At 43.0% G+C, this 21,798-nt stretch carries 24 protein-coding genes; 3 read left to right on the forward strand and 21 right to left on the reverse strand.

The features are described 5' to 3' along the window. The 8 genes from ACMXYN_RS13810 to ACMXYN_RS13845 form a co-directional block, all read right to left on the reverse strand. Nucleotides 1–624, reverse strand: coding sequence for a hypothetical protein (locus ACMXYN_RS13810; RefSeq protein ID WP_415892330.1), 624 nt, complete (start codon nucleotides 622–624; stop codon nucleotides 1–3). Beyond that, nucleotides 621–2,642, reverse strand: a complete 2,022-nt coding sequence (locus ACMXYN_RS13815) for a hypothetical protein (protein WP_415892331.1) — start codon at nucleotides 2,640–2,642, stop codon at nucleotides 621–623. The genes ACMXYN_RS13810 and ACMXYN_RS13815 overlap by 4 nt, the downstream gene beginning before the upstream one ends. A 28-nt stretch (nucleotides 2,643–2,670) precedes the next feature. Beyond that, the gene (locus ACMXYN_RS13820) at nucleotides 2,671–3,141 is read right to left on the reverse strand and encodes a hypothetical protein (protein WP_415892332.1); all 471 of its coding nucleotides are present in this window, start codon (nucleotides 3,139–3,141) and stop codon (nucleotides 2,671–2,673) included. 81 nt (nucleotides 3,142–3,222) lie between these two features. Continuing rightward, entirely contained in the window at nucleotides 3,223–4,278 is a 1,056-nt protein-coding gene (locus ACMXYN_RS13825; protein ID WP_415892333.1) for a type II secretion system protein, read from the reverse strand. A 235-nt stretch (nucleotides 4,279–4,513) separates the two neighbouring features. Next, the gene (locus ACMXYN_RS13830; protein WP_415892334.1) at nucleotides 4,514–4,798 is read right to left on the reverse strand and encodes a hypothetical protein; all 285 of its coding nucleotides are present in this window, start codon (nucleotides 4,796–4,798) and stop codon (nucleotides 4,514–4,516) included. A 153-nt stretch (nucleotides 4,799–4,951) separates the two neighbouring features. Next, the gene (locus ACMXYN_RS13835) at nucleotides 4,952–5,197 is read right to left on the reverse strand and encodes a hypothetical protein (RefSeq protein ID WP_415892335.1); all 246 of its coding nucleotides are present in this window, start codon (nucleotides 5,195–5,197) and stop codon (nucleotides 4,952–4,954) included. Then, complete coding sequence (locus ACMXYN_RS13840; RefSeq protein ID WP_415892336.1) at nucleotides 5,197–7,332, reverse strand: hypothetical protein; 2,136 nt, start codon at nucleotides 7,330–7,332, stop codon at nucleotides 5,197–5,199. The genes ACMXYN_RS13835 and ACMXYN_RS13840 overlap by 1 nt, the downstream gene beginning before the upstream one ends. Then, nucleotides 7,329–7,892, reverse strand: a complete 564-nt coding sequence (locus tag ACMXYN_RS13845) for a hypothetical protein (RefSeq protein WP_415892337.1) — start codon at nucleotides 7,890–7,892, stop codon at nucleotides 7,329–7,331. The genes ACMXYN_RS13840 and ACMXYN_RS13845 overlap by 4 nt, the downstream gene beginning before the upstream one ends. A gap of 118 nt (nucleotides 7,893–8,010) precedes the next feature. On the opposite strand from ACMXYN_RS13845, the gene ACMXYN_RS13850 reads away from it, so the two are divergent. The 3 genes from ACMXYN_RS13850 to ACMXYN_RS13860 all read left to right on the forward strand — a co-directional run bounded on the left by ACMXYN_RS13850 (nucleotide 8,011) and on the right by ACMXYN_RS13860 (nucleotide 10,813). Beyond that, complete coding sequence (locus ACMXYN_RS13850) at nucleotides 8,011–8,490, forward strand: DoxX family protein (RefSeq protein WP_415892338.1); 480 nt, start codon at nucleotides 8,011–8,013, stop codon at nucleotides 8,488–8,490. Nucleotides 8,491–8,838: 348 nt separating this feature from the next. Further along, the gene (locus ACMXYN_RS13855) at nucleotides 8,839–9,606 is read left to right on the forward strand and encodes a class II aldolase/adducin family protein (RefSeq protein WP_415892339.1); all 768 of its coding nucleotides are present in this window, start codon (nucleotides 8,839–8,841) and stop codon (nucleotides 9,604–9,606) included. A gap of 31 nt (nucleotides 9,607–9,637) precedes the next feature. Beyond that, nucleotides 9,638–10,813 carry a mandelate racemase/muconate lactonizing enzyme family protein gene (locus ACMXYN_RS13860; RefSeq protein ID WP_415892340.1) on the forward strand — a complete coding sequence of 392 codons (1,176 nt, stop codon included), beginning with the start codon at nucleotides 9,638–9,640 and terminating at the stop codon, nucleotides 10,811–10,813. A gap of 60 nt (nucleotides 10,814–10,873) precedes the next feature. On the opposite strand, the gene ACMXYN_RS13865 is transcribed toward ACMXYN_RS13860, so the two are convergent. The 13 genes from ACMXYN_RS13865 to ACMXYN_RS13925 form a co-directional block, all read right to left on the reverse strand. Then, a complete protein-coding gene (locus ACMXYN_RS13865) occupies nucleotides 10,874–11,725 on the reverse strand; it encodes an amidohydrolase family protein (protein ID WP_415892341.1) in 852 nt (283 codons plus the stop codon). A gap of 40 nt (nucleotides 11,726–11,765) precedes the next feature. Next, nucleotides 11,766–12,494, reverse strand: coding sequence for an SDR family NAD(P)-dependent oxidoreductase (locus tag ACMXYN_RS13870; RefSeq protein WP_415892342.1), 729 nt, complete (start codon nucleotides 12,492–12,494; stop codon nucleotides 11,766–11,768). Next, nucleotides 12,491–12,877, reverse strand: coding sequence for a holo-ACP synthase (gene acpS, locus ACMXYN_RS13875; RefSeq protein WP_415892343.1), 387 nt, complete (start codon nucleotides 12,875–12,877; stop codon nucleotides 12,491–12,493). Before acpS ends, ACMXYN_RS13870 begins: the two co-directional genes overlap by 4 nt. Further along, nucleotides 12,874–13,644 (reverse strand): pyridoxine 5'-phosphate synthase, encoded by a 771-nt coding sequence (gene pdxJ, locus ACMXYN_RS13880; protein ID WP_415894491.1) that lies wholly within the window; start codon nucleotides 13,642–13,644, stop codon nucleotides 12,874–12,876. Before pdxJ ends, acpS begins: the two co-directional genes overlap by 4 nt. A gap of 13 nt (nucleotides 13,645–13,657) precedes the next feature. After that, a complete protein-coding gene (gene recO, locus ACMXYN_RS13885; protein ID WP_415892344.1) occupies nucleotides 13,658–14,347 on the reverse strand; it encodes a DNA repair protein RecO in 690 nt (229 codons plus the stop codon). 6 nt (nucleotides 14,348–14,353) lie between these two features. After that, nucleotides 14,354–15,289 carry a GTPase Era gene (gene era / locus ACMXYN_RS13890; protein ID WP_415882154.1) on the reverse strand — a complete coding sequence of 312 codons (936 nt, stop codon included), beginning with the start codon at nucleotides 15,287–15,289 and terminating at the stop codon, nucleotides 14,354–14,356. A 2-nt stretch (nucleotides 15,290–15,291) separates the two neighbouring features. Further along, nucleotides 15,292–15,972: a ribonuclease III gene (rnc, locus tag ACMXYN_RS13895; RefSeq protein ID WP_415889042.1), complete on the reverse strand. Its 681-nt coding sequence runs from the start codon at nucleotides 15,970–15,972 to the stop codon at nucleotides 15,292–15,294. Next, nucleotides 15,969–16,343, reverse strand: coding sequence for a DUF4845 domain-containing protein (locus ACMXYN_RS13900; RefSeq protein ID WP_415892345.1), 375 nt, complete (start codon nucleotides 16,341–16,343; stop codon nucleotides 15,969–15,971). The genes rnc and ACMXYN_RS13900 overlap by 4 nt, the downstream gene beginning before the upstream one ends. Before the next feature lie 11 nt (nucleotides 16,344–16,354). After that, on the reverse strand, nucleotides 16,355–17,167 hold the full coding sequence (lepB, locus tag ACMXYN_RS13905) for a signal peptidase I (protein ID WP_415892346.1): 813 nt from the start codon (nucleotides 17,165–17,167) through the stop codon (nucleotides 16,355–16,357). A 22-nt stretch (nucleotides 17,168–17,189) separates the two neighbouring features. After that, a complete protein-coding gene (gene lepA, locus ACMXYN_RS13910; RefSeq protein ID WP_415892347.1) occupies nucleotides 17,190–18,989 on the reverse strand; it encodes a translation elongation factor 4 in 1,800 nt (599 codons plus the stop codon). A 110-nt stretch (nucleotides 18,990–19,099) separates the two neighbouring features. Beyond that, entirely contained in the window at nucleotides 19,100–20,506 is a 1,407-nt protein-coding gene (locus tag ACMXYN_RS13915) for a DegQ family serine endoprotease (protein ID WP_415892348.1), read from the reverse strand. Nucleotides 20,507–20,539: 33 nt separating this feature from the next. Then, a complete protein-coding gene (locus tag ACMXYN_RS13920) occupies nucleotides 20,540–20,974 on the reverse strand; it encodes a SoxR reducing system RseC family protein (RefSeq protein ID WP_415892349.1) in 435 nt (144 codons plus the stop codon). Continuing rightward, nucleotides 20,971–21,798: a MucB/RseB C-terminal domain-containing protein gene (locus ACMXYN_RS13925; RefSeq protein WP_415892350.1), complete on the reverse strand. Its 828-nt coding sequence runs from the start codon at nucleotides 21,796–21,798 to the stop codon at nucleotides 20,971–20,973. Before ACMXYN_RS13925 ends, ACMXYN_RS13920 begins: the two co-directional genes overlap by 4 nt.

Here is a 21,798-nt window from a genome sequence, read left to right on the forward strand (position 1 = left end):
TTAAATCCTCAATTCCAGTTCAACTTTCAACAAACTGTTTTGATCATTGAGCAATTCAACATTGAGATCACTCACATAGACTTGATATTTCAATTGATTAAGCCCATCGACAAAACCAACTAAATTTAAAAACTGTCCACTTAAAACCAGCTTGAATACAGGGCGTTCTTGCAAGTAATTTCGTAGCTGCTCACCAGCCAATTGAGTAACATTGACACTAGGTTTAAGCTCACTCGCTTTCATTCGAGCCACCCGAAGTTGATTGGCATATGCCAGTTGGGTAAGTTCTAATTTAAGCGCTTCACGGGCCGTTGCATCTCCAATCGGCATTAATGAGTTGGCATAACCTTTTAGAGATGCTTCCTGTTTTTGAAGCTGCTCCTCTAACTTAGATAAAACCTGTTCACTGATCCCCTCTTCCAATTCTGGAGCCTTAAACTCTCCTATACGCTTTTCTATCCGATCAGCTTTTCGGTTCGCCATTTTTTCCGTATGAAACATCTCCTGCCAGGTTTGAGCCGCATAAAACAAATACCCAGCCAGCAGAGAGAATATGACCAGCACAAGAACTTGTTTTCGCTCTTTACTGGATAGATTGAGGTACTTTTCCTTCAACCAATTCATTTCTTATCCTCCACTTCATAAGCACTTACTTTCTGACGCAGAGTAATATTCACTTGATAAGGCGCATAGTCACTCTCACCTGATTCCTCATTCTGAGAAACATCAGAACTAAAAACTTGATATTCAAGAGGAACCATTACTTTATTTAGCGCACTGACAAATTCCTGCCCTTGTGTATCTCGATGAGCCAAGGCAGCAATCATTAACAAACCTTCAGACTGAGCAATACTTTGGATACTGACGCCTTCAGGAGTCACTAAAATAAGTGACTTCAAAAGAATATTGATCAGGCTTTTATCTCTAGGCAGATCTTTCCCCAAAAGAATTAACAACTCTGCATTCAAAGCCACTTCATCTGTAGCTTCTAGAATTTTTTGCTTTAGCAGCCCCTGCTCTGAAACGATGCCAGCAAATTGCTGTTTAAGTTTACTATCCGTTTCAAAACGTTCATTCAACTGTACTAAGCGCTCTTGGTGCTGCCACATATTCCAGTGCATCCAACCTAGAAAACCGGCCATCAAAAGAGCTATAGCTACAGCAGCTGATATTTTGAGAACTTTCGGTGATAGTAACGTTTTTAAGAAAGAGACTTCGGCATCTCTTGCTGGAATCCAACTTAATCTCGCTTTTGCAACATGATTTAAAAAGTGCTCTGCAGCGCCAGCTAGACCTAAAAGAGCCTCATTATATAAATGCTCAGGCTTCGGAATATCCAAACCTTCAAAATTTAAGGTTTCTACGTCTAAGGCTGTGCTATTGGATAAAGCAAAAAGAATTTCATCTTTCTCTTTACCCTGAAAATTGACATAGAGTTTATGTAGATCAGCTGGAAGAACACCCAATAAACGCTGAATTTCATCCTGACGCACCTCACCATATTGACGCTCTTCTACACGAATTTCATTTACCGCACTTGGGCCACCAGTTATAAACGCCAGCTGTTCTTGATGAATTTCCAATAAAGCTTGCTGGGGATCGTTGCAACGCTGAGTAATCATCGCAAAACTACTACCTACAGCAGGATAAAAAGCCTGCAACTTAATCCCATTAAGGTTAAAGGCTCCAACCCAACGACGACGAACGGACTTGCTCATACCACTCACTAACCATTTATGAGCGCTATCGCCATCATCGTCTTTGCTTAACAGCGCTTCATCGCTTAAACCTTGCGTAAACTGTGGCTCTTCAGCCTGCCAACCATAAGCTAGATCATCATCAACTGCGATAAGCTTACCTTGCAGGACAAAACACTCTTCTAATTGCTCATGGGTAATGTAATTGAGTTGCACGGCCAAATCGCCAAAGCGAAGGAGACCATCCTGCCCACCCTGACTTTGCCTAATTTGAAGTTCTTCTACTAACTCATCTCGCTGGGAAGCTGTTAAATAACCTCGCTCTACCAGCATTGATCCGATTAACCAGTGCTTATTTTGCTGAGTTAAGGTTCCTTCCAGCTCCCAACGAATAAGCTCGCGCATTTCATCATCAGAACGAGGGCGCAATGGACTAACAGGAAGTTCAACAATTGAGGAAATAACACTAGGGGTAACTAAGATAGCTTGCTTGGGAAGTCGCTTATGATGCTGTTTAAGCTGTTCAACGACTTCTGCTATGGCACGGGTAAAATCGACATTATTAGATTCTGCTGCTGGGCCAAGTAATGCCCCATGACGAGCATTACGAATTAAAACACCACGTAATCCAAAACTGCCAGCCTGAAAGGCTAAAAGATTATAACTAGCGCCAGGAGTAGGTAAACGAATCCCACTTATAAGGGATTTAATGCGACTTTCTTTTTGCTCTGCTGCAACAAGCTCAGGATCTACAATCTTACTATGACCAGAAGCATTATCATTCGTCGTTAATAAATATGAAGCCTCATCAGAAACACCTTTTCGATCCGTGACGCCTGGTTCAAAAGGATTAACTAAATCATGCTCATCTAGAGGCAACTCATTTAGATAATCATCATCGTCGCTAGGAGATTTTCGCTTTAAAAACTTTTGCAACACTGACATCAAACGCATTCTCAACAGTTAGACTGAATTACTTATCTACTATATTTTCTGCTGCAACAATGACTAATCGCGGCCCATTGGAGTAGTTATAGATATGCATGGCATAGAACTTTGCAGGGGTATCCAAATCTAGCAGCTGCAGCATTTTGGCCGCTTCATGCGTCACATAAACACCTAATACAGGACCATCTTTCAAACCGACAAATGCACTATGATCTATAAGTGGCAGCTCATCTTCTCCCTGCCATAATTGCAAAGCATCGTAAGCTAGAGAAAACTGACCCGTTTTTGGCTTAGACATAAGCCGTGCCTGAAACTGGATAGGTTCAGGCTGAATCATTAAGCGCTGTTTTTTATCCGCCATGGCTTGCGAAACATAATTAGCATTAACAAACGGTGTCAGCTCAACACTACGATAAACATCGCGCTGCTGCCCCTGAGATGGCTCAGCATTCAGCTGAAAAGAACAAAAAATGAAGAACAAAAAATAAAAACGCATACCCAAACCTTAGAATTAATACTAAAAAGCCGGTCAGGCTGACCTGACCGGCTTATGGGTTAACTAACCGGTCAAACCAGATTAGATAGTGTTACGAGTACCGTCCCACTCACCCAGTTCTTCTTCTTTAGTATCACCAGCACCATCAACAATAGCCGTTAGAGAAACTTGATCTCCCGGTACGATTGCTGCTGCACCATCCAAGGTACCAATATTAAATAAAGCGATAAAACGGTTGTATTCAGTTTCCGATACGTGACGGTAAACAGGTACTGACGTCATACCACCTAAGTCATTCGCATTAAACAATGTAGATGACGGACCAAGACCCACCGCCATCAGCGCAGCAGGATCTGGAGTATCGGCATCGGCATCAAGAGTTACGGTTATAGCGCCCGCAGCGAATGCGATCTGTGCATCCATAGAACGACCTGCTTCACCCATAACTCGCTCATATCCACCACCCCACAATGCAACTTGAGGAGCACCGTTTACCTGGAAACCTGCAGTTGCGCCATCACCGTCTTCGTTTGACCAAGTGTAACCACAGCCATTTGCATCAGGAGATAAGAAAATATTACCTGCCACAACCGCATTACCACGGGAAGCAATCAGACCTTCAATATCTGAACAATCTCCCGCATCAGCTGGATCAGACGCAGCATCTGCATGCACATATTGAAGACTTGCAATACCACCAGCTTCCATGATTTCTGCCGCACCATCCGGAAGAACAGTCAAGGCAATATCTTCAACAGCCGCCACTGACAATACTGCAGCTCCAGCAAAAGTAGTGTCGTTTGATGTAGTTTCAATCAAAGAATCATAGCCACTTGGTAGGGCATTTTTATTGAGTACACGGAAAGTACGAATACCTTTGTTCAGCTCATCCATCATCGCAACGTGAGCTGCAGCAGATGCACGCGCGTCTGTATCTTGTAGCGCGATAGTCGCAGTACCCGCGATAGCAGCAAGAATAGCAACAACAACTAGTAGCTCAAGCAGTGTAAAACCGCCCTGCTTAGCTTTTAGTGAACGGAATTTAGAACGAAGCTCGGCATCCTGAATCTGAGATTCTTCAACTTTTGCAAAACGAGCCATTAGCGCTTCGCGCTTTTCCATTAGAGATTTCAACATTTTTATAACTTCCAGTTTCTAAAACGATTTTGGGTTAAGACTGTTTGACGTAAGAGCTGACTCTCCCCCAGAGAGCTACGGCATCTCACCCAGTCCGATTTAGAACGCTTCCCTTGGCGCTGCTTCTACCGCGAAACTAAGGCCACCCGCCTTGCACCATTTCAGAGCAATTCCTTTTACTCCTACTGCAGCTAAACTGCATACCTGATCTCTCAGGCAAAAATTAAAAAGAGACTCACGAAGAAAGAAGATCTCTTTTCAATAAAGCTTTAATTGGCGATTCATTCGCCAAAGCACTGTCGCAATCCAGTACGTAACGGTACTGTTTACCACAATGCAGAATCACTTCCTTTTGACCACGACGTAGAATTTTGATTTCTACACCAATATCTCCATAGCCGTCGTGACTAAATAGATCCGTGTAGAGTTCAAATAACTGACCCAACACTTCTTTATGCTGCTCAAGCTTTGCCAATTGCTCAGCTTGGTTACTACCCGTTTGAGTTTGCACTTGATTCACAACACTACCTTTATATTTTTCACTCAATCTTAAAGTTGAGTTTATAAGTAAGCTTCCGTGCTTTGATTTCCAATCAATCTAAGTGCGAATCATTATCATTATTGCCATCATATATGTCAAGTGCTTAATTTACGTTTTTTACATTTAAGTAAATCAGTCTTGATATTTAATGGTTGGAATGTCCGATTTATCAGCCAAATCAAACTCAACAAAGTAGCCTGACTGATCTTCACCACTAACAGGCTCAGTATGTGGATATACGTATAGAGAAATTGCAGAAGCAGGCTTGATAGAAGCACCTACCTCAAAGGCGGTATGAGACTGAACCGTTTGATTCAGCGTACAGCCCGATAGAATAAGCACACAAGCAAACGCTAGAGATTTAGTTAAAACAGCCATCATTGCTTCCCTTTACTATTTACTTCAGCAACAACTTGGTTGAAAGGCATTCTAGATAACAGATACAAATCCCCTTCATCACCAGCCTGCCCAAAAGCTGCTAGCCGCTCTTGACCTGCAGCAGAAGCCAACCAATTACCAGGTAATTCAGTCAGATCAATGGATCTAGACCTATCAAGATGGTTACGCGCTTTAAGCAAAGTGATATGCAAACCATTTTGCTGCCAACTCCCCACAGGCCAAACACTCAAGGAAGAATCAGAGAAAATAAATGATAGAGGTGACAAGGTTACTGGTACATCGACCAATCCCTTTGGCTTTTCAGCATCATCACCTCGACCAATCTGCGCTGCGTAACGCGTTAAGCGAATATAATCAGCAACTGAGTACCGCTTTTTGTTTTGCACTAAAGACTGTACATCAACCTCATAGGCAAACTCTTTTACTTTACGACTCTTCTCTTCAGACTCTTCTGGATTCATTAGCACATGAGGAGTAATTAACATCACGTACTGTGATTTTTCATTCCTTTCCTCTTTAGATCGAAACATTTCACCAATTAGAGGAACTTCGCCAAGCAATGGAACAACTGTTTCAAAATCAGATGTTTCACTTTTTATCATTCCACCCAGCGCTATGGTTTTACCATCTTTAGCAACCACGACCGTCTTTACATTGGACTCTTGCACCGAATCTAAAAGCACCGACTCTAGTTGATTGGTATTACTATTAAAGAAGGGAAAGTTCATACCATTTTTTTCAATACTGGAAGAGTCCTGAAAGATATCAATTGTCACTGTCCGATCAGCATTTACACTTGGCAGCAAAATCAAAGTATTACCTATTTTTCGCCGCTCAGTCTCTAATGTAGTCGTAGTCGTAGAAGATCTATCTCCGTTATTATTAGCCGACGAGAACTCTGTATCCGACTCCAATCCAACAGGCACAACCTGCTCAGAGCCAATAAACAAACGAGCTGGACGATTGTTAGAAGCCAACATTACCGGCTTAGCTACAACCTCCGCCTGATCATTTTTTTCTAATAACGCAACTTTCGCTGTGACATAGTTACTAAAGAATTCATAGAAACCACCATCAACGGCATTAAAACCCAGACCAGTACTCTTTTTACCGAGAATCTGCGAGAAGGTATTAGCCACCTCGTTAACGCCTGTATTATTTACTTCAAATACACCATTAGCCCAATCATGCCCGTTCGGAGTCTGACTGCCTGTCGCAACAAAATTACCGCTCGCATTCAACGCATCATTAAAACTAAGATCAAAATCCTGCTCATACCCCTCACTCACATCAATTTTAACAATCTTCATTTCAAGCAGAACTTGAGGTGTAGGCTTATCACTCTCTTTTATTAAGCGAGCAATTTCTGCCAAAGCATTTTCATCGCTGGTACGCACATGAAGCAGGTTATGAATTTTATTAGTTGCAATATAGATAGGAGTTTTGGCACCTAAAAGCTTATTTGCAGAATCTTCAGATACAGCTTCAGCCCCCCCCAATTGACGAAGAGCACCTTTTGAAAGGGACTTATCAGCACTAACTTCTTCAGGCTCATCAAACTCTTCACGATCCAACTCCTGAATCTTAATTTCATCTGAGTCAGATGAGTTATTATTGATGGTTGTAGCCTCATTGGTATCGCCAACCTCAAGATCCAATCCCTTAAAATCATCATTACCCTGCTGCAACGAGAGATAGACACGGTCTCCAAATAAACTTTGGATAGTTACCGCAGTGGTATTTACGTTTTGATGGCGAAGCGTGAATGTTTTGATCACATCATCCCGATATACCACAATATCATCCTGATACTGTTTTTCGGTCATAATGATATAACTGTTACCAGGCTTACTATAGCGATACCACAATCCAGCAACTCGGGATAACATTTCCACGGCGTGCTTCAACTCAGTTTGTTGCAGCAACAGCGTGACCTTTTCCGAGCTCGCCTCTTTAGTGACCGCAATATTCGCCCCCGTCATTGAGGACAGAATACGAGCAGCGTCGCGTATTTCAGCATCCTTAAATTCAACAAATTCAATTCGAGATCCCGCCTGAGCGCTACCCACCAGCAAAGAAGTGATAACTAGGAAAACACTATAAAACCGTTTCACTGCACTACTACCTTTTCACCCAGACTTCCAAATTCAACAATCAAGTTCAGAGCATTAATCTCTACAACACGGATTACCATATCGCCACCTAATTGCTGCAACCCTACCTTGTCTCCTTCATGAACAACGAAGGTTCCTTGCCCTTCGATCTCCAAAAGCCCCGCCTTCTCTTCATCTGATTTGATAAATCCACGAAATTGCATAACAGGGAGCAGCCCTTGATCTTGCTCCCTTTGCCCTGCAAGAGTCTTATTTAAAATGCTTGAAGCCCCTAGCGACTCTGCCGTTTTCTGGCGTGGAATAAATCTTGGCTTTGTAGCCTTCTGCTCTACCTTAAGCTCTGGCCGCACCAACCTTTCAAAGGGGTCTCGATGCCGATTCTTCACTTGCTTATTTAACTTCTGGTTAATCTGCGAGTAATAATCATCCAGGGTTTGCAAATTTTTACCCAGATCTGTCGTATTGATCAGACGATCTACTACATCAGATGTTTCTTCGGCCTCAGCGGCAAAAGCAGCCCCAGACAAACAGCCCAGCAACACCAGCAAAAAAGTCCTCACTCAGACACCCCAACATCAGGTTATATGCACAAAGTATGATATTTTAAACTAACCCTTGAAAAAAACAATGATGAGAATCATTATCTATTCCCTTATCAGTTAAGATTGTGAGATCGATATGCAAATGGATTTAGCCCTTCTGGGATTAAGGCTTACCCTTGGCTCAATTTTTATTGTGCATGCTTGCGATAAATTTGGTTTGGAGAGCATTTGGCTTCTATGGGAGCTAGATAACTGGCCTACCTATTTCTCCCAAGCAATCATCCCATTTGCAGCAATTATTGGTGACCTATTTCCTTTCCTAGATACTACACAAGCCTTTTGGCTTGCTCTAATTACAGCATCTATCGAATTAATAGCGGGATGGTGCCTTGTGTTAGGTCTAGCAAGCAGAGTTGCTGGGCTTCTCCTCACACTGATTATGGGCGTCGCAATATACTTTCACTTTCCCCAAGGATTTTATGGAAGCGACGGCGGATACGAATGGGCAATGCTATGCCTAGGTGGAAGCCAAGCAATCATGCTACTTGGTGAGGGAAACTTTTCTCTATCAGCTTTAGTTAGAGCTGTAAGCACAGAACAAAGTAGATCAATCTAAAAGGAAGAGCTTTAGCTAGCTCACAACAACCAAACTAGAATTTAGTCGTTTAGCTAAAGGTAGATTTTAACCAACAAATGGAAGAAACATAAATCCAAGAGCAACTGCACCAACAAAAGCAATAACTGGAAATTCCAATACGGATTTATTAACAGGGCTATTCATAACAACTCTCCTTATCAGTAATAGGAATCATTATTATCCATTAACGCCTTAAATGCAAATAATTCTTATTAGTGAATAATCATTTCATTGAGCATCATATTCTATATATCACCGCTCCCTGTATAATTCGCTCAATAGCCACTGCTCTTCAAAGGCACATGTAATTAAGCCAGAGGATTTAATATGTTGGAGCTTCCACAACTCGATCTCAAAAACAAGGTTTCCCCAGAGGAATGGCAAGTACGGGTAGATCTAGCTGCCTGTTATAGACTAGTGGAAGATTTAGGCTGGGGTGATCTGATATACACTCATATTTCAGCAAAAGTACCTGGTACAAATCACTATCTGGTAAATGCATTTGGCCTGACATTTGACGAAGTTACAGCATCAAACTTGGTTAAGGTTGATCTTGAAGGAAATATTCTCGACGATACTCCTTTCAAAATTAATCCTGCAGGTTTTACTATTCACAGCGCCGTTCACTCTGTTCGGAGTGATGCACACTGTGTTCTTCACTTGCATACAAAAGAATCTATTGCGGTAGCTTCCCTGAAATGCGGCTTATTACCCCTTAGCCAATATTCCTGTTTCCAATTGGCTTCGTTAGGCTATCACCAGTATGAAGGCCTAGCAGTAAACCAGGATGAGAAGGCGCGCTTGAAAGAAGATTTAGGTAATAACAATCACCTTTTACTTCCAAACCATGGCGCTCTCACCGTTGGTCCAACCGTCGGTGATGCATTTATGCGTATGTATGACCTACAACGTGCTTGTGAAATTCAATTATTAATTCAATCAACTGGTCAAGATGCTATAGAAGTGGCTCCAGAAATCGTTGAAGGCATATCTAAACAGGCAAATGTCGTTCACTCAGGAACCACTGGTGGTCAAAAATCATGGCCAGCAATGCTTCGCAAAGCCTACCGACTCGACCCGAGCTTTGCGCAATAATCTGAAAATTACCGAATAATAAGGCTGATTCATGAAAATAAATCGCGTTGAAATTTTTGATATCCACTGTCCGGATCGTCCTGTTTGGAATCCGGTATTTGTTCGCGTACACACAGATGAAGGCATCAGCGGTGTAGGTGAAGCTGGCTTAGCGTACGATCTGGGGCACAGCGCCGCAGCTCATATGATTAAAGAATTTGCAGAAGAGATGCTTCTTGGTCGTGACCCGTTCCAAACTGAAGACCTTTGGAACTTAATGCTACGCGGTAGTTTTTGGGGACTAGGCGGCGGTCCTATCATCTACGCTGCAATGAGTGCTATAGATACAGCGCTGTGGGATATTAAAGGTAAAGCTTTGGGCCTTCCTGTTTACCAATTGCTTGGCGGTAAAGTGAACGATAAGCTGCGCACTTATGCCAGCCAGCTTCAATTTGATTGGGATTCAGAATTTAAAGCCCTAACTGACCCTGAAGATTATGCAAAAGCGACTGAAAAAGCTCTAGCAGAAGGTTACGACGCTGTAAAAGTCGATCCGATCATGTACAACGAGAAAGGTGAAACCTTCTTCGACCGCACCAAACTCTTTACTAATAAAGAGATGAAGATGTTCCGCGACCGACTAATGGCTATCCGCGAAACGATGGGAGATGATGGCGATATCATCTTCGAATGCCATAGCCTTCCTGGCGCATCAACAGCAATTCAACTAGGTGAGTTGGTCGAAGAAGCACGCTGCATGTACTTCGAAGAGCCGGTGAATTACCTAAACTCGGAGCTGCATAAACGCGTAGCCGACAAAGTAAATGTTCCTATTGCCGGTGGCGAACGTTTGTATAACCGTTGGGGTGTTCGCCCGTATCTTGAAGATCAAAGTCTAGATGTCCTGCAACCAGACATTGGCCTTTGCGGCGGCTTTACCGAAACCAAGAAAGTATGTGATTACGCGGATGTATATGACGTACGTATTCAAGCACACGTTTGTGGTGGCCCTGTAGCAACAGCCGCATCTCTACATTTAGAAACGGCTATTCCAAACTTCTTAATCCATGAACATCATACCTATGCGATTAAGCGGTGGAACCGCGAGCTTTGCATTCAGGACCCGCAGCCTGTAGATGGTTTCTTCCAAGTATCAGAAGAGCCTGGCATTGGTATCGAATTGAATGATGAAGTAGTAATGCGCTCTCCGCGTATTGAAGTGAAGTAATTTCCCATTCAATACAAAAAGGGCGCTATATTTAGCGCCCTTTTTAATTTTGTCATCATATTAATCAATATCTAACTGATAGATACGCTTCGCATTTTCAAATATCAGCATATCCTTTTCAAACCCCTTCCACTTCATCTCTTTGAGATACCTTTGCCACACTTCAGCATAGGTACAAGTCAATTCAGAAACAGGGAAGTTACTCGCTAACATCACACGAGTAAGCCCGAATTGCCTAATGGCAAAGCTTATAATGGGTTTAGCTTGTTCCGCACTCCAATCACGATTGAACATCTCCCAACCAGAGCACTTGATATAACACTCAGGATGATGAGCAAGCCGAGTAATCGAGTGCATCCACTGTTCATTTAGTTGTAAAGGAGAACCACAATGATTAAGTACAACTTTCAAATTGGGTAACTGCTGCATTACCTCAGCAAGTGCGCAGGACGCGCCTTGATCTGGCAAAGATAGTTGAGCCTCAAAAATCAGCTGATTATCAGATAGCATTTCAAGACGCTTAAGTACATTCGGATCGGACAACACTTCTTGAGCGGCATTATCTAAGATATACCTCACACCAACTAAGGACGTGAACCCTTTAAGTTGTTCAAGATGCTCGCCAAAACTGTCTGATGTCAGGTCTAGATAAGCTATGGATCGGAAAGGTAACTCACAATGACATTCCAGCCACTCCAGTTCTCGCCACGGTGAAGAATTATCAAAACCGGCCTCTATATGAACAAAACCAACAATATCTGCTGAGCCGGATCGACTTAAATCGCTTTCGTTATAACTGCGTCTAATTTTATTTTTATCAGACCATTCAGGCGTATGCCCTTCTTGCAACCAATGGTAATCTCCATCTTCAAGATTAAACAGGTGCACATGCGGGTCTATCACTCTACTCATATACCGCCTTTAGATCGCAAGTTTTACTTCTACAGCTCAATTACTGGGTTGTATATCCACCATCAATTAACTGCAAACTACCGGTAATAAACCGAGCATCATCACCAATCAACAATGCAACGAGTGCAGCAACTTCTTCAGGCTGACCTATGCGCCCTAGTGGCTGCAAAGCTGCTTCTTCTTGATGTATAACACTTTTTTCACTTCCACTCCTTTCACAATAGCGGTCAATCGCATTGTGGTAAAGCGGTGTTTCTATCGTTCCCGGGCAAACAGCATTAGCTCGAATACCAAAAGATGCATAATCTAATGCTGTGGTTTTAGCCATGGAAGCTAAAGCAGCTTTACTCATGTTATAAGCAAAAGAGTTTCTTTTAGCTACGACTGACTGATCAGAGCCTAATAATACAATTGAGCCAGCTCCCTGCTCTCGCATTTGAGGAAGCACAGACTGTAAAAGGAAATAAGCACCTTTGACATTAATAGCCATCACTCGATCAAAGTCCGCTTCTAAAGTGTCTTCTATAGTTGCTGAGAAATGCACTCCGGCATTGGATACTACACCATCAATTCTGCCAGATTCCTTGATGACTCGATCGATAGCTTGTGTCACCTGAGCAGAATCAGTCATATCACATTGAATAAATTCGCCGCCCTCAGATTCATTTAGGTCTAAGTTATAAACTTTGTAACCGTCATCTAATAAACGTTCAACGACAGCTCGACCTATACCAACAGAACCACCTGTAACTACACAAACCCTAGTCATAGAACTCTTTCACCCTCGGCAATAACAAACGCAACGATGTAATCTTTCTCGTCACTGTAACTTAGATGCATCGATGTAATTTCCAGCCTTTCGGCACGCTCTGCTGCACCTTCTGACAGGCTCACTTCGGGACGACCATTCATATCTTTGGTAATTTCAATATGCTTCCAACTAACACCTCTCCCAATACCTGTGCCTAAAGCTTTAGACACCGCTTCTTTGGCAGAAAAACGTTTGGCTAGAAACAGAGGAGGATTAGATACCTTGAGGTACTGTTCATATTCGGCAGTCGATAAGATACGTTGCGGCAAGGCAGGCGTTCTTTCCAAAGCCTGCTCCATACGGCTGATCTGAAGAATATCGGTCCCGATACCTCGAATCATCGCTTCAATGCATCTCTTTGCGGTTGAATTCGCGCTTGAGCCTGAAGCATCTGTTGCTTAATTTCAGATACCGCTTCTTTTAAACCAACAAATAAAGCACGCGCAATAATACCGTGGCCAATATTAAGCTCATTCATCTCAGGAATTTCAGCGATCTGCTCAACATTATGATAATGTAAACCATGGCCGGCGTTTACAATCAGGCCTTTTTGGTAAGCATAGGCAGCCGCTTCACGGATACGTTTCAGTTCTTCGGCCTGTTCTGCAGAAGATTCAGCTTCTGCGTAGGCACCTGTATGCAATTCAATCACCGGAGCACCACAACGAATAGTTGCATCAATCTGTGCTGGCTCCGGATCAATAAATAGAGACACCTCGATACCTACCGCAGCTAATCGATCGCAGGCTTCTTTCACCCGCTCTTCTTGACCAGCAACATCCAATCCACCTTCGGTCGTCAACTCTTCGCGCTTCTCTGGAACCAAACAACAATGAGCAGGCTTTACATCTTCAGCAATGCCAATCATCTCTTCAGTAACAGCCATCTCAAAGTTCATACGTGTCTGCAATGTCTCTTTGAGCAAATAAACATCACGATCTTGAATATGGCGGCGATCTTCTCGCAGATGAATAGTAATGCCATCTGCACCAGCCTCTTCCGCTAGCGCAGCAGCCTGAACAGTATCTGGGTAGCGTGTACCACGCGCTTGGCGAATCGTAGCTACATGGTCAATATTGACCCCTAATAACAAACGGGATGGTTCAATCACACCACTTTCCTCACATTTTTTGAAATAGCTCTCGGCTACGCAAGGGCTTATGCCCTAAAGCACGATCAATTAAATTCCGCATCAACCGCTTAGCGGCTCTTCGAACTTGAATATCTGAATAATCATCGACAGCAATCGCTGACAACTGCCAACCATAAAAACAAGACGCCTTATTTTTATCTGTTACTGCACCAACAGGAACAAAGCCTTGCTCAGGGTTAAAACAATAAACTAAATCTGCAGAATCTTGCTCTAGCTCTGGCAAGACCCCAAGTTCATCAAGCAAACGATGCTCAAAGGTACGCAGTGCCCCCTCTATATCTTCTCCAGATACTAACTCATTTAAAACATACTGATAATAAACGTAGAGCTTCGGGAGACTATCAAATGGCTGCAACAAGCGCTCTAACAACTCATTGACATAAAGACCACAAAGCAGAGCATCGCCATTCAAGAACAGCATAGCAGCAACAGGTTCGGCTTGAGTCAATGTTTTGAGGTCGTTACGTCCGCGCCAAGTAACTTGAATGGGAACAAAGGGCTGTACCGATGCACGTAATTTAGATTTGGGCCTACGCGCACCCTGAACGACAGCGGAGACTTTACCATGTTCTAGAGTGAAGAAATCAACGATAAGGCTAGTATCGCGATAAGGGCGGCTATGGAGGACATAAGCCGCCTGAGGATCAGAATGACTCATACTCTATTAGGTATTGTCATAACCCAAACTACGTAATGCCCTTTCATCATCCGCCCAACCGCGACGAACTTTTACCCATAGGTTAAGCATTACTTTAGCATCAAACATACGCTCCATATCCATGCGAGCATCACGACCAATTGTTTTGATACGTGAACCTTTATCACCGATAACGATTCGCTTCTGGCCATCGCGCTCTACAAGAATTAGAGCACTCACATGGAGAACACCGTTTTTGGCATATTTAAACTCTTCGATCTCTACAGTAGTACCGTAAGGGATCTCATCGCCCAAGTTACGCATCAACTTTTCACGAACCATCTCAGCAGCCATAAAGCGCGAACTTTTATCGGTTAGCTGGTCCTCAGGAAAATGATGCATCCCTTCAGGAATATGTTTAGCGATTAGCTCTTCGAGCTGCTCTACGTTATGTCCATCTTTGGCTGATAGAGGAATCATTTCAGCAAAGTCCATGCGCTCAGAATGCGTCTGCATCTGAGGCAATAAGGCCGTTTTGTCTTTAAGTTGATCGACTTTGTTTACAGCTAAGATAACTGGACAACGAGCATGCTTAACCTTGTCCAGTACCATCTGATCTTCTTCAGTCCAAGCGGTACGATCAACAATAAAAACAACGACATCAACATCACGTAATGCATCGGATGCTGCTTTGTTCATATAACGGTTTAAAGCCTTTTTACCGTCATCTTTATGTAAACCCGGAGTATCTACATAAACGATCTGTAGATCATCTTCGGTTTTGATCCCCATAATCTGATGACGAGTTGTCTGAGGCTTACGTGAAGTAATACTCAATTTCTGTCCTAATATATGGTTCATCAATGTTGATTTACCTACATTAGGACGACCAACAATCGCTACAAAGCCACATTTTTGATCCGGGTTACGCGGCTCCAGCAGGTGCATTAAATCTTCAGCCATAACTATTTCTCCACCTGCAGCTCTATCAGCGCATGTTTTGCTGCTTCTTGTTCAGCTTGACGGCGACTACTACCAATACCTTTTGCAGGCTTAGTTAAACCAGTCACTGTACAATCAATATAAAAGGTTTGATCATGCGCTTCGCCTTCTACATTGATTAACTCATAAGTAGGTAAAGCTAAACGGCGCGATTGCAAAAACTCCTGCAAACGAGTTTTAGAATCTTTCAGCGTCTCATTCAGATCTAATTTTTCTAAACGCGCCTTAAACCAAGAAAGAATAAAACCACGCGCTGTTTCCATATCAGAATCAAGGTAGATCGCACCTATGATTGCTTCAACAGCATCAGCAAGAATTGAATCTCTGCGGAAACCACCACTCTTGAGTTCACCGCTACCTAAACGCAGGTAATCCCCTAAACCTAGCTCGCGCGCTACTTCAGACAAGGTAACACCTTTAACCATGCGCGCACGTAAGCGACTTAACTCGCCTTCTTTGGCTTGAGGAAATCTTGCAAATAGATCATCTGCGATCACGAAGTTCAAAATAGAATCGCCTAGAAACTCTAGGCGCTCATTATTCTTCTTACCGCAACTACGATGTGTCAGCGCTAGCTCAAATAAGGATTCGTCGGCAAATGGGTGCCCTATACGACGGGCTAAATCAGATACAGGTTTAATCAAGGGGCTTCAGCTTCATATTCTTCATTAAAAGATACAATCGCGTCTACGTTAACAAACATTGGAACACGCACTTCATAATCAAGTGTTGCAGTAATTATCCCTTCTTCCTCAGTAATTCTTAAACCATCGGAGGGCATTTTCACTTGATTAATAATAAGCTTCTTGGACATCCCTATTCTTATACCTCTTGCTCCTTTAGCAAGTTCATCAGGGTCATTCATCGCATCTACAAGAACGGAGCTTATAGTTCTATGATCCATATAAGCTGGCATTAGTTTGAATGCAACAGAAAACAAAAAGCCCGCAACAATAAGAACTATTAGAATAGAAAACATCGATGCACCTGCTTGGTGCTTCAGAGTAGATCTCATATGAGCCTCCATTACTCAATTACACGAACATCGCCAAATGACGGTACACTTAAAAAGGTAGGCCAATGCATCCAAACTGCAAATGCTTTACCTACAAGCAGGTCCTCAGACACAAACCCCCACATACGGCTGTCATTACTATTATCACGGTTATCTCCAACCATAAAGTAATGACCTTCAGGTACAGTCCACTCCATATTCTGCGCAGGTCTACGAACATCTCTATACATTTGATGTTCAACACCATCTAAATTTTCATTAATTAGCAAGCGCTGTGGATTCTGTGGCGGCAACTGTGCCAATAATTGTTGGGGCTGCTCTTTTCCGTTAATAAACAATTTCTTATTTTGATAACGAATCACATCTCCAGGCAGACCTACTACTCTCTTAATATAGTTAATAGTCGGCTTTTCGGGGAATTTAAATACAATCACATCACCACGTTCAGGATCATTAACCTCAAGAAATTTGGTATTCAGAACAGGTAAACGAAGCCCATAGTGAAATTTATTCACCAAGATAAAGTCACCAATTTTCAACGTAGGCAACATTGAACCTGAAGGAATCTGGAAAGGCTCTACTAAGAAAGATCTTAATACCAATACTATGAACAGTACTGGAAACATAGAACGACCAGTATCGACCCACCCCGATACTCGGTTGATCTGTTCAATCGCTTCATCAGGCAACTCTCCTCCCGCCTGAGCAGAAGCGGCTCTGAGCTTTTCGTCCCTTTGTGGTTTCAAAGAGATACGATCGTAAAACCAAACGATGCCGGAGATGAAAGTTAACGCAACCAGTACTACTGCGAAATCAAAATCCATCTAACAATGCCCTTCCTGATGATTAGCTATCAACTTTAAGTACTGCAAGGAACGCATCCTGTGGGATCTCTACACTACCCACTTGCTTCATACGTTTCTTACCTTCTTTTTGCTTCTGTAGCAGTTTCTTCTTACGGCTTACGTCACCACCATAACACTTCGCTGTTACGTTCTTGCGCAACGCTTTAACTGTTGTACGAGCAATAACCTTACCTCCAAGAGCAGCCTGAATTGCCACATCAAACATCTGACGAGGAATAACCTCTTTCATCTTTTCACATAGCTGTCGGCCACGGAACTGAGCATTATCACGATGTAGAATAACGGCCAAGGCATCGACCTTATCACCATTGATAAGAATATCCATACGCACCAATTTCGCTGGATCAAAGCGTACGAAATTATATTCAAGAGAAGCATAACCACGACTTACAGACTTCAAACGGTCGAAGAAATCCAAAACGACTTCCGCCATCGGTAGTTCATAAGTAATCTGTACTTGGTTACCTACGTAGTTCATCTGTTTTTGAATACCACGTTTTTCAACACAAAGCCCGATAACCTGCCCTAGATAATCTTGCGGAACAAGGATATTAGCTTCAACAATAGGCTCACGCATCTCATTGATGGAGCCAGGATCTGGAAGTTTTGATGGACTATCAATTTGAATAACATCACCATTATTCATCTCCAACTCATAAATTACAGTTGGAGCTGTGGTGATCAAATCAAGATTGTATTCACGCTCAAGACGCTCTTGAATAATCTCCATGTGCAGCATTCCCAAGAAGCCACAACGGAAACCGAAACCAAGTGCATCTGATGTTTCTGGCTCAAAGAACAACGAAGCATCATTCAACGTCAGTTTATCCAAAGCCTCACGAAAATCTTGATAATCATCAGAACTGGTAGGGAATAGACCAGAGTAAACCTGAGGTTGTACTTTCTGGAAACCAGGAAGGCTCTCTACTTCCGGAGTTTTAACATGGGTTAGCGTATCACCTACAGGTGCACCATGAATATCTTTAACACCCGCAACAATGAAGCCTACTTCACCTGCGTGCAAAACACCGGTTTCTTTCTGCTTAGGTGTAAAAATACCTACTGATTCAGCCTGATAATTTTGACCTGTAGATTTAACTAGAATTTTGTCTTTCTTACGCAGCGTACCTTGAGTTACACGCACCAAAGAGACAACGCCTAGGTAATTATCAAACCAAGAATCAATAATTAGAGCTTGTAGCGGAGCATCAACATCACCTTCAGGTGGTGGTATTTCCTTAACTAACTGCTCCAGAACATCTTCCACGCCCATTCCACTTTTTGCAGAACACGCTACTGCATCAGTAGCATCAATACCGATAACTTCTTCAATCTCGACACGAACCCGCTCAGGTTCAGCCTGAGGTAAGTCCATTTTGTTTAGAATTGGGACAACCTCTAAACCTTGCTCGATTGCTGTATAGCAGTTAGCAACTGACTGAGCTTCTACACCCTGCGCAGCATCAACGATCAAAAGCGCACCTTCACAAGCGGCTAAAGAACGAGAAACCTCATAGGAGAAATCTACGTGACCCGGTGTATCGATAAAGTTAAGCTGGTAAGTTTCACCATCTTGCGCTTTATAGTTCAGAGTAACACTCTGCGCTTTGATGGTAATACCACGCTCACGTTCCAAATCCATGGAATCAAGAACCTGAGCTTCCATTTCACGGTCACTTAAGCCACCGCACATTTGGATAAAACGATCGGCCAAAGTCGACTTACCGTGGTCGATATGGGCAATAATAGAAAAATTTCGGATATTTTTAAGGTTGCTCACGTGCAGGCTACCGCTACTCTAATACTCGCTGGAAAGGCGCAAGTTTACAGCATTTGCTTAAACTGGGCTACGAAAAAGGGGGCCTTAGCCCCCTTAGAATTTTATACCACTTAATCCGTTACTCGTAATGGAATAAATAACGGACTTCCCCGCCGAACAATCCGCATCGGAACCGACTTACCAGAAGCTATATTTGTAGACACTCGATTAAAGTCAGAAACAGTAGCAATATGTTCGCCATTCAGCATAGTGATGACATCGCCGACCATCAGACCTGCATCTGAACCCGGCCCTTGTAAAACTTTACGAACAACAACACCTTTACTCACCTGCCATTTTTCTTTGCGCTTTTGGTCAAGTTCAGCCACCTGGATGTTTAGGCGATTACCTTTATCCTCTTTAGACTTGCTAACGTTAGTTTTAGCAAGTTCATTCTGCGTTGGTAATGCCTCGATTTCGACCTTAATAGTCATTTGACGACCCGCACGCATAATCGAAACCTTAGCTTTCTTACCGGGTTTCACACGGCCCACATGATGAGGTAAGTCTGAAGATCGAATAATATCAGCACCTTCAAATTTAAGTATAATATCGCCCTCTAAAAGGCCGAATTTTTCTGCAGGACTATCTGGTAATACTTTGGCCACTAATGCGCCTGCAGGTTTATCTAAGCCGAATGATTCAGCAAGATCGCGATTGACCTCTTGAATAATTACCCCAAGCCAACCGCGAGTCACATAACCATGCTTTTTCAATTGATCAGCAACATCCATTGCGACATCAATAGGAATAGCAAAGGACAGTCCCATAAAACCACCGGAACGGGTGTAAATCTGAGAATTAATCCCGACAACTTCACCCTCCAGATTAAATAACGGACCTCCAGAATTACCTGGATTAATGGCCACATCGGTTTGAATGAACGGCACATAAGTATCACCCGCTAATGCACGCTCTTTGGCACTGACAATGCCCGCTGTCACACTATGATCAAAACCAAATGGAGAGCCTATCGCTAGTACCCACTCACCAACATCAAGCGCTTTAGATTCTCCAAGTTCAACTGTTGGTAGATCTTCAGCGTCAATTTTCAAAAGGGCAACATCAGAGCGCTCATCAGAACCGATGACTTCAGCTTCCAACTCCCTTCGGTCTGCTAATCGAACAATCACCTGATCAGCCTCAGCAATCACATGGTGGTTTGTTAATAGGTAACCATCTTCAGAAATAATGAAACCAGACCCTAAAGATTGAGGTGCTCTGCGACGTGGATGCTCACCCTGATCAAATTCAGGCATGCGAAAGAAATGACGAAAGATTTCCGGAATTTCTTCTCCATTTGGCCCCTGAAATGGGGGTGGTTGACCCTGTCGCGGATCTTTTTGAACTGTACTGATGTTCACTACAGCAGGCGATGCTTCTTTTACCAAGGATTTAAAATCTGGCAAGTTCGCAGCTTGAACAGGTAGAGCGATAAGGAAAAAAGTTGCGATAATGAATTTTGATATAGATTTCATAAAACAAACACCTATGTCTATCAAAAAACGAGGTTAGATAACTCTAATTAGCGTAGGTTGATATTGGCAGGAGCTAAAGAAAGCGGAACTACTAAAGCGAACAAAAACAAACCCAGCAACAAGAGAAATAAAGGCAGATGCGATCACAACTAGCTCATCCCCCCAGATAAAATCTCCTATTACAGCCCCAAGGAACAGCGCTAACAAAGGCAACAAATACATAAATACTGTTGCTTTGATAAACGCTCCCTCTTCTATACCTAAAAGCACGCTATCGTCAGTTTTTACGTGAAGAGAGGTCGGATTATTAACACGAAAAATAAAACGTTTTTCTTGCCCTGCCTGCACCAACAGTTTTTGGCCACAACCATTGCGAGCAGCACAACTAGCACAAGCGCTCTGGCGCATGGTTTCAACCCATACGCCTTGCTCATTGACCTCTACAACTTTCCCGCTTTCTTCAATCATTTACGTTCTACTGAAGCAGCGATACGTTCCGCAATCATTAGAGGAACATCTCCAACGACTGTGACAAATTGATCGCCAATACGTTTACCAACAGTAACCATACCGTCTGACTGAACAGCACCTTCAGGCACGGACTGACGACCATATTTTTCAACACAAACGGTAAATGAATGACGCCCATTGCTGAACATTTGTACTTCAGCATGCGCCATCACATCTCTACGTTTACCCGAAAAACCTTCTGGCAGCCATGTTGCTTCCCAACCAGATTTTTGGTGTGAAAGCATATGTTTATGCTGAGACACATAACGCTCTACACCTTCAGATAAGCGAATAATTTCAGGCTCTTGCCCTTGTGATGAGATCATCGAACGGTTACCAAACTGCGCTCTGACCAGATCATCGGAAACTGAATTGCCCGGAAGAATATAGTTCGGACGATTATCAGCAATCGTATCATTCTCAGGCTGATTGTATGTTTGGGCACCCAATATAACCATTGCCGTCACAGAAGCCGCTGCGGTCATGCTAGCGAGCGGTTTCCAAAAAGAACCACCTTTAGCATCGGACTTAACGCCTACTGCAGCTGTCTCCACTACTAAATCAGGCTCTTCCTCTAGGGCCTGCATAACCTGACTACTGATATCAAAGCCGCTCAATTCAGCTTCTTCATTTTTCATAACTGAACGAACTAAATGATATCGCTGCCATTGCTCAGCCAATTCTGGCTCCTGCTCTATGCGATCAAGAGTACGTCGTAACTCAAAGTCTGCTACTTCGCCATCCATCAATGCCGAAACAGATTCTGTAGATCGATCATCCAT

Source organism: Neptuniibacter sp. PT8_73, assembly GCF_047778045.1.
Lineage (GTDB): Bacteria > Pseudomonadota > Gammaproteobacteria > Pseudomonadales > Balneatricaceae > Neptuniibacter.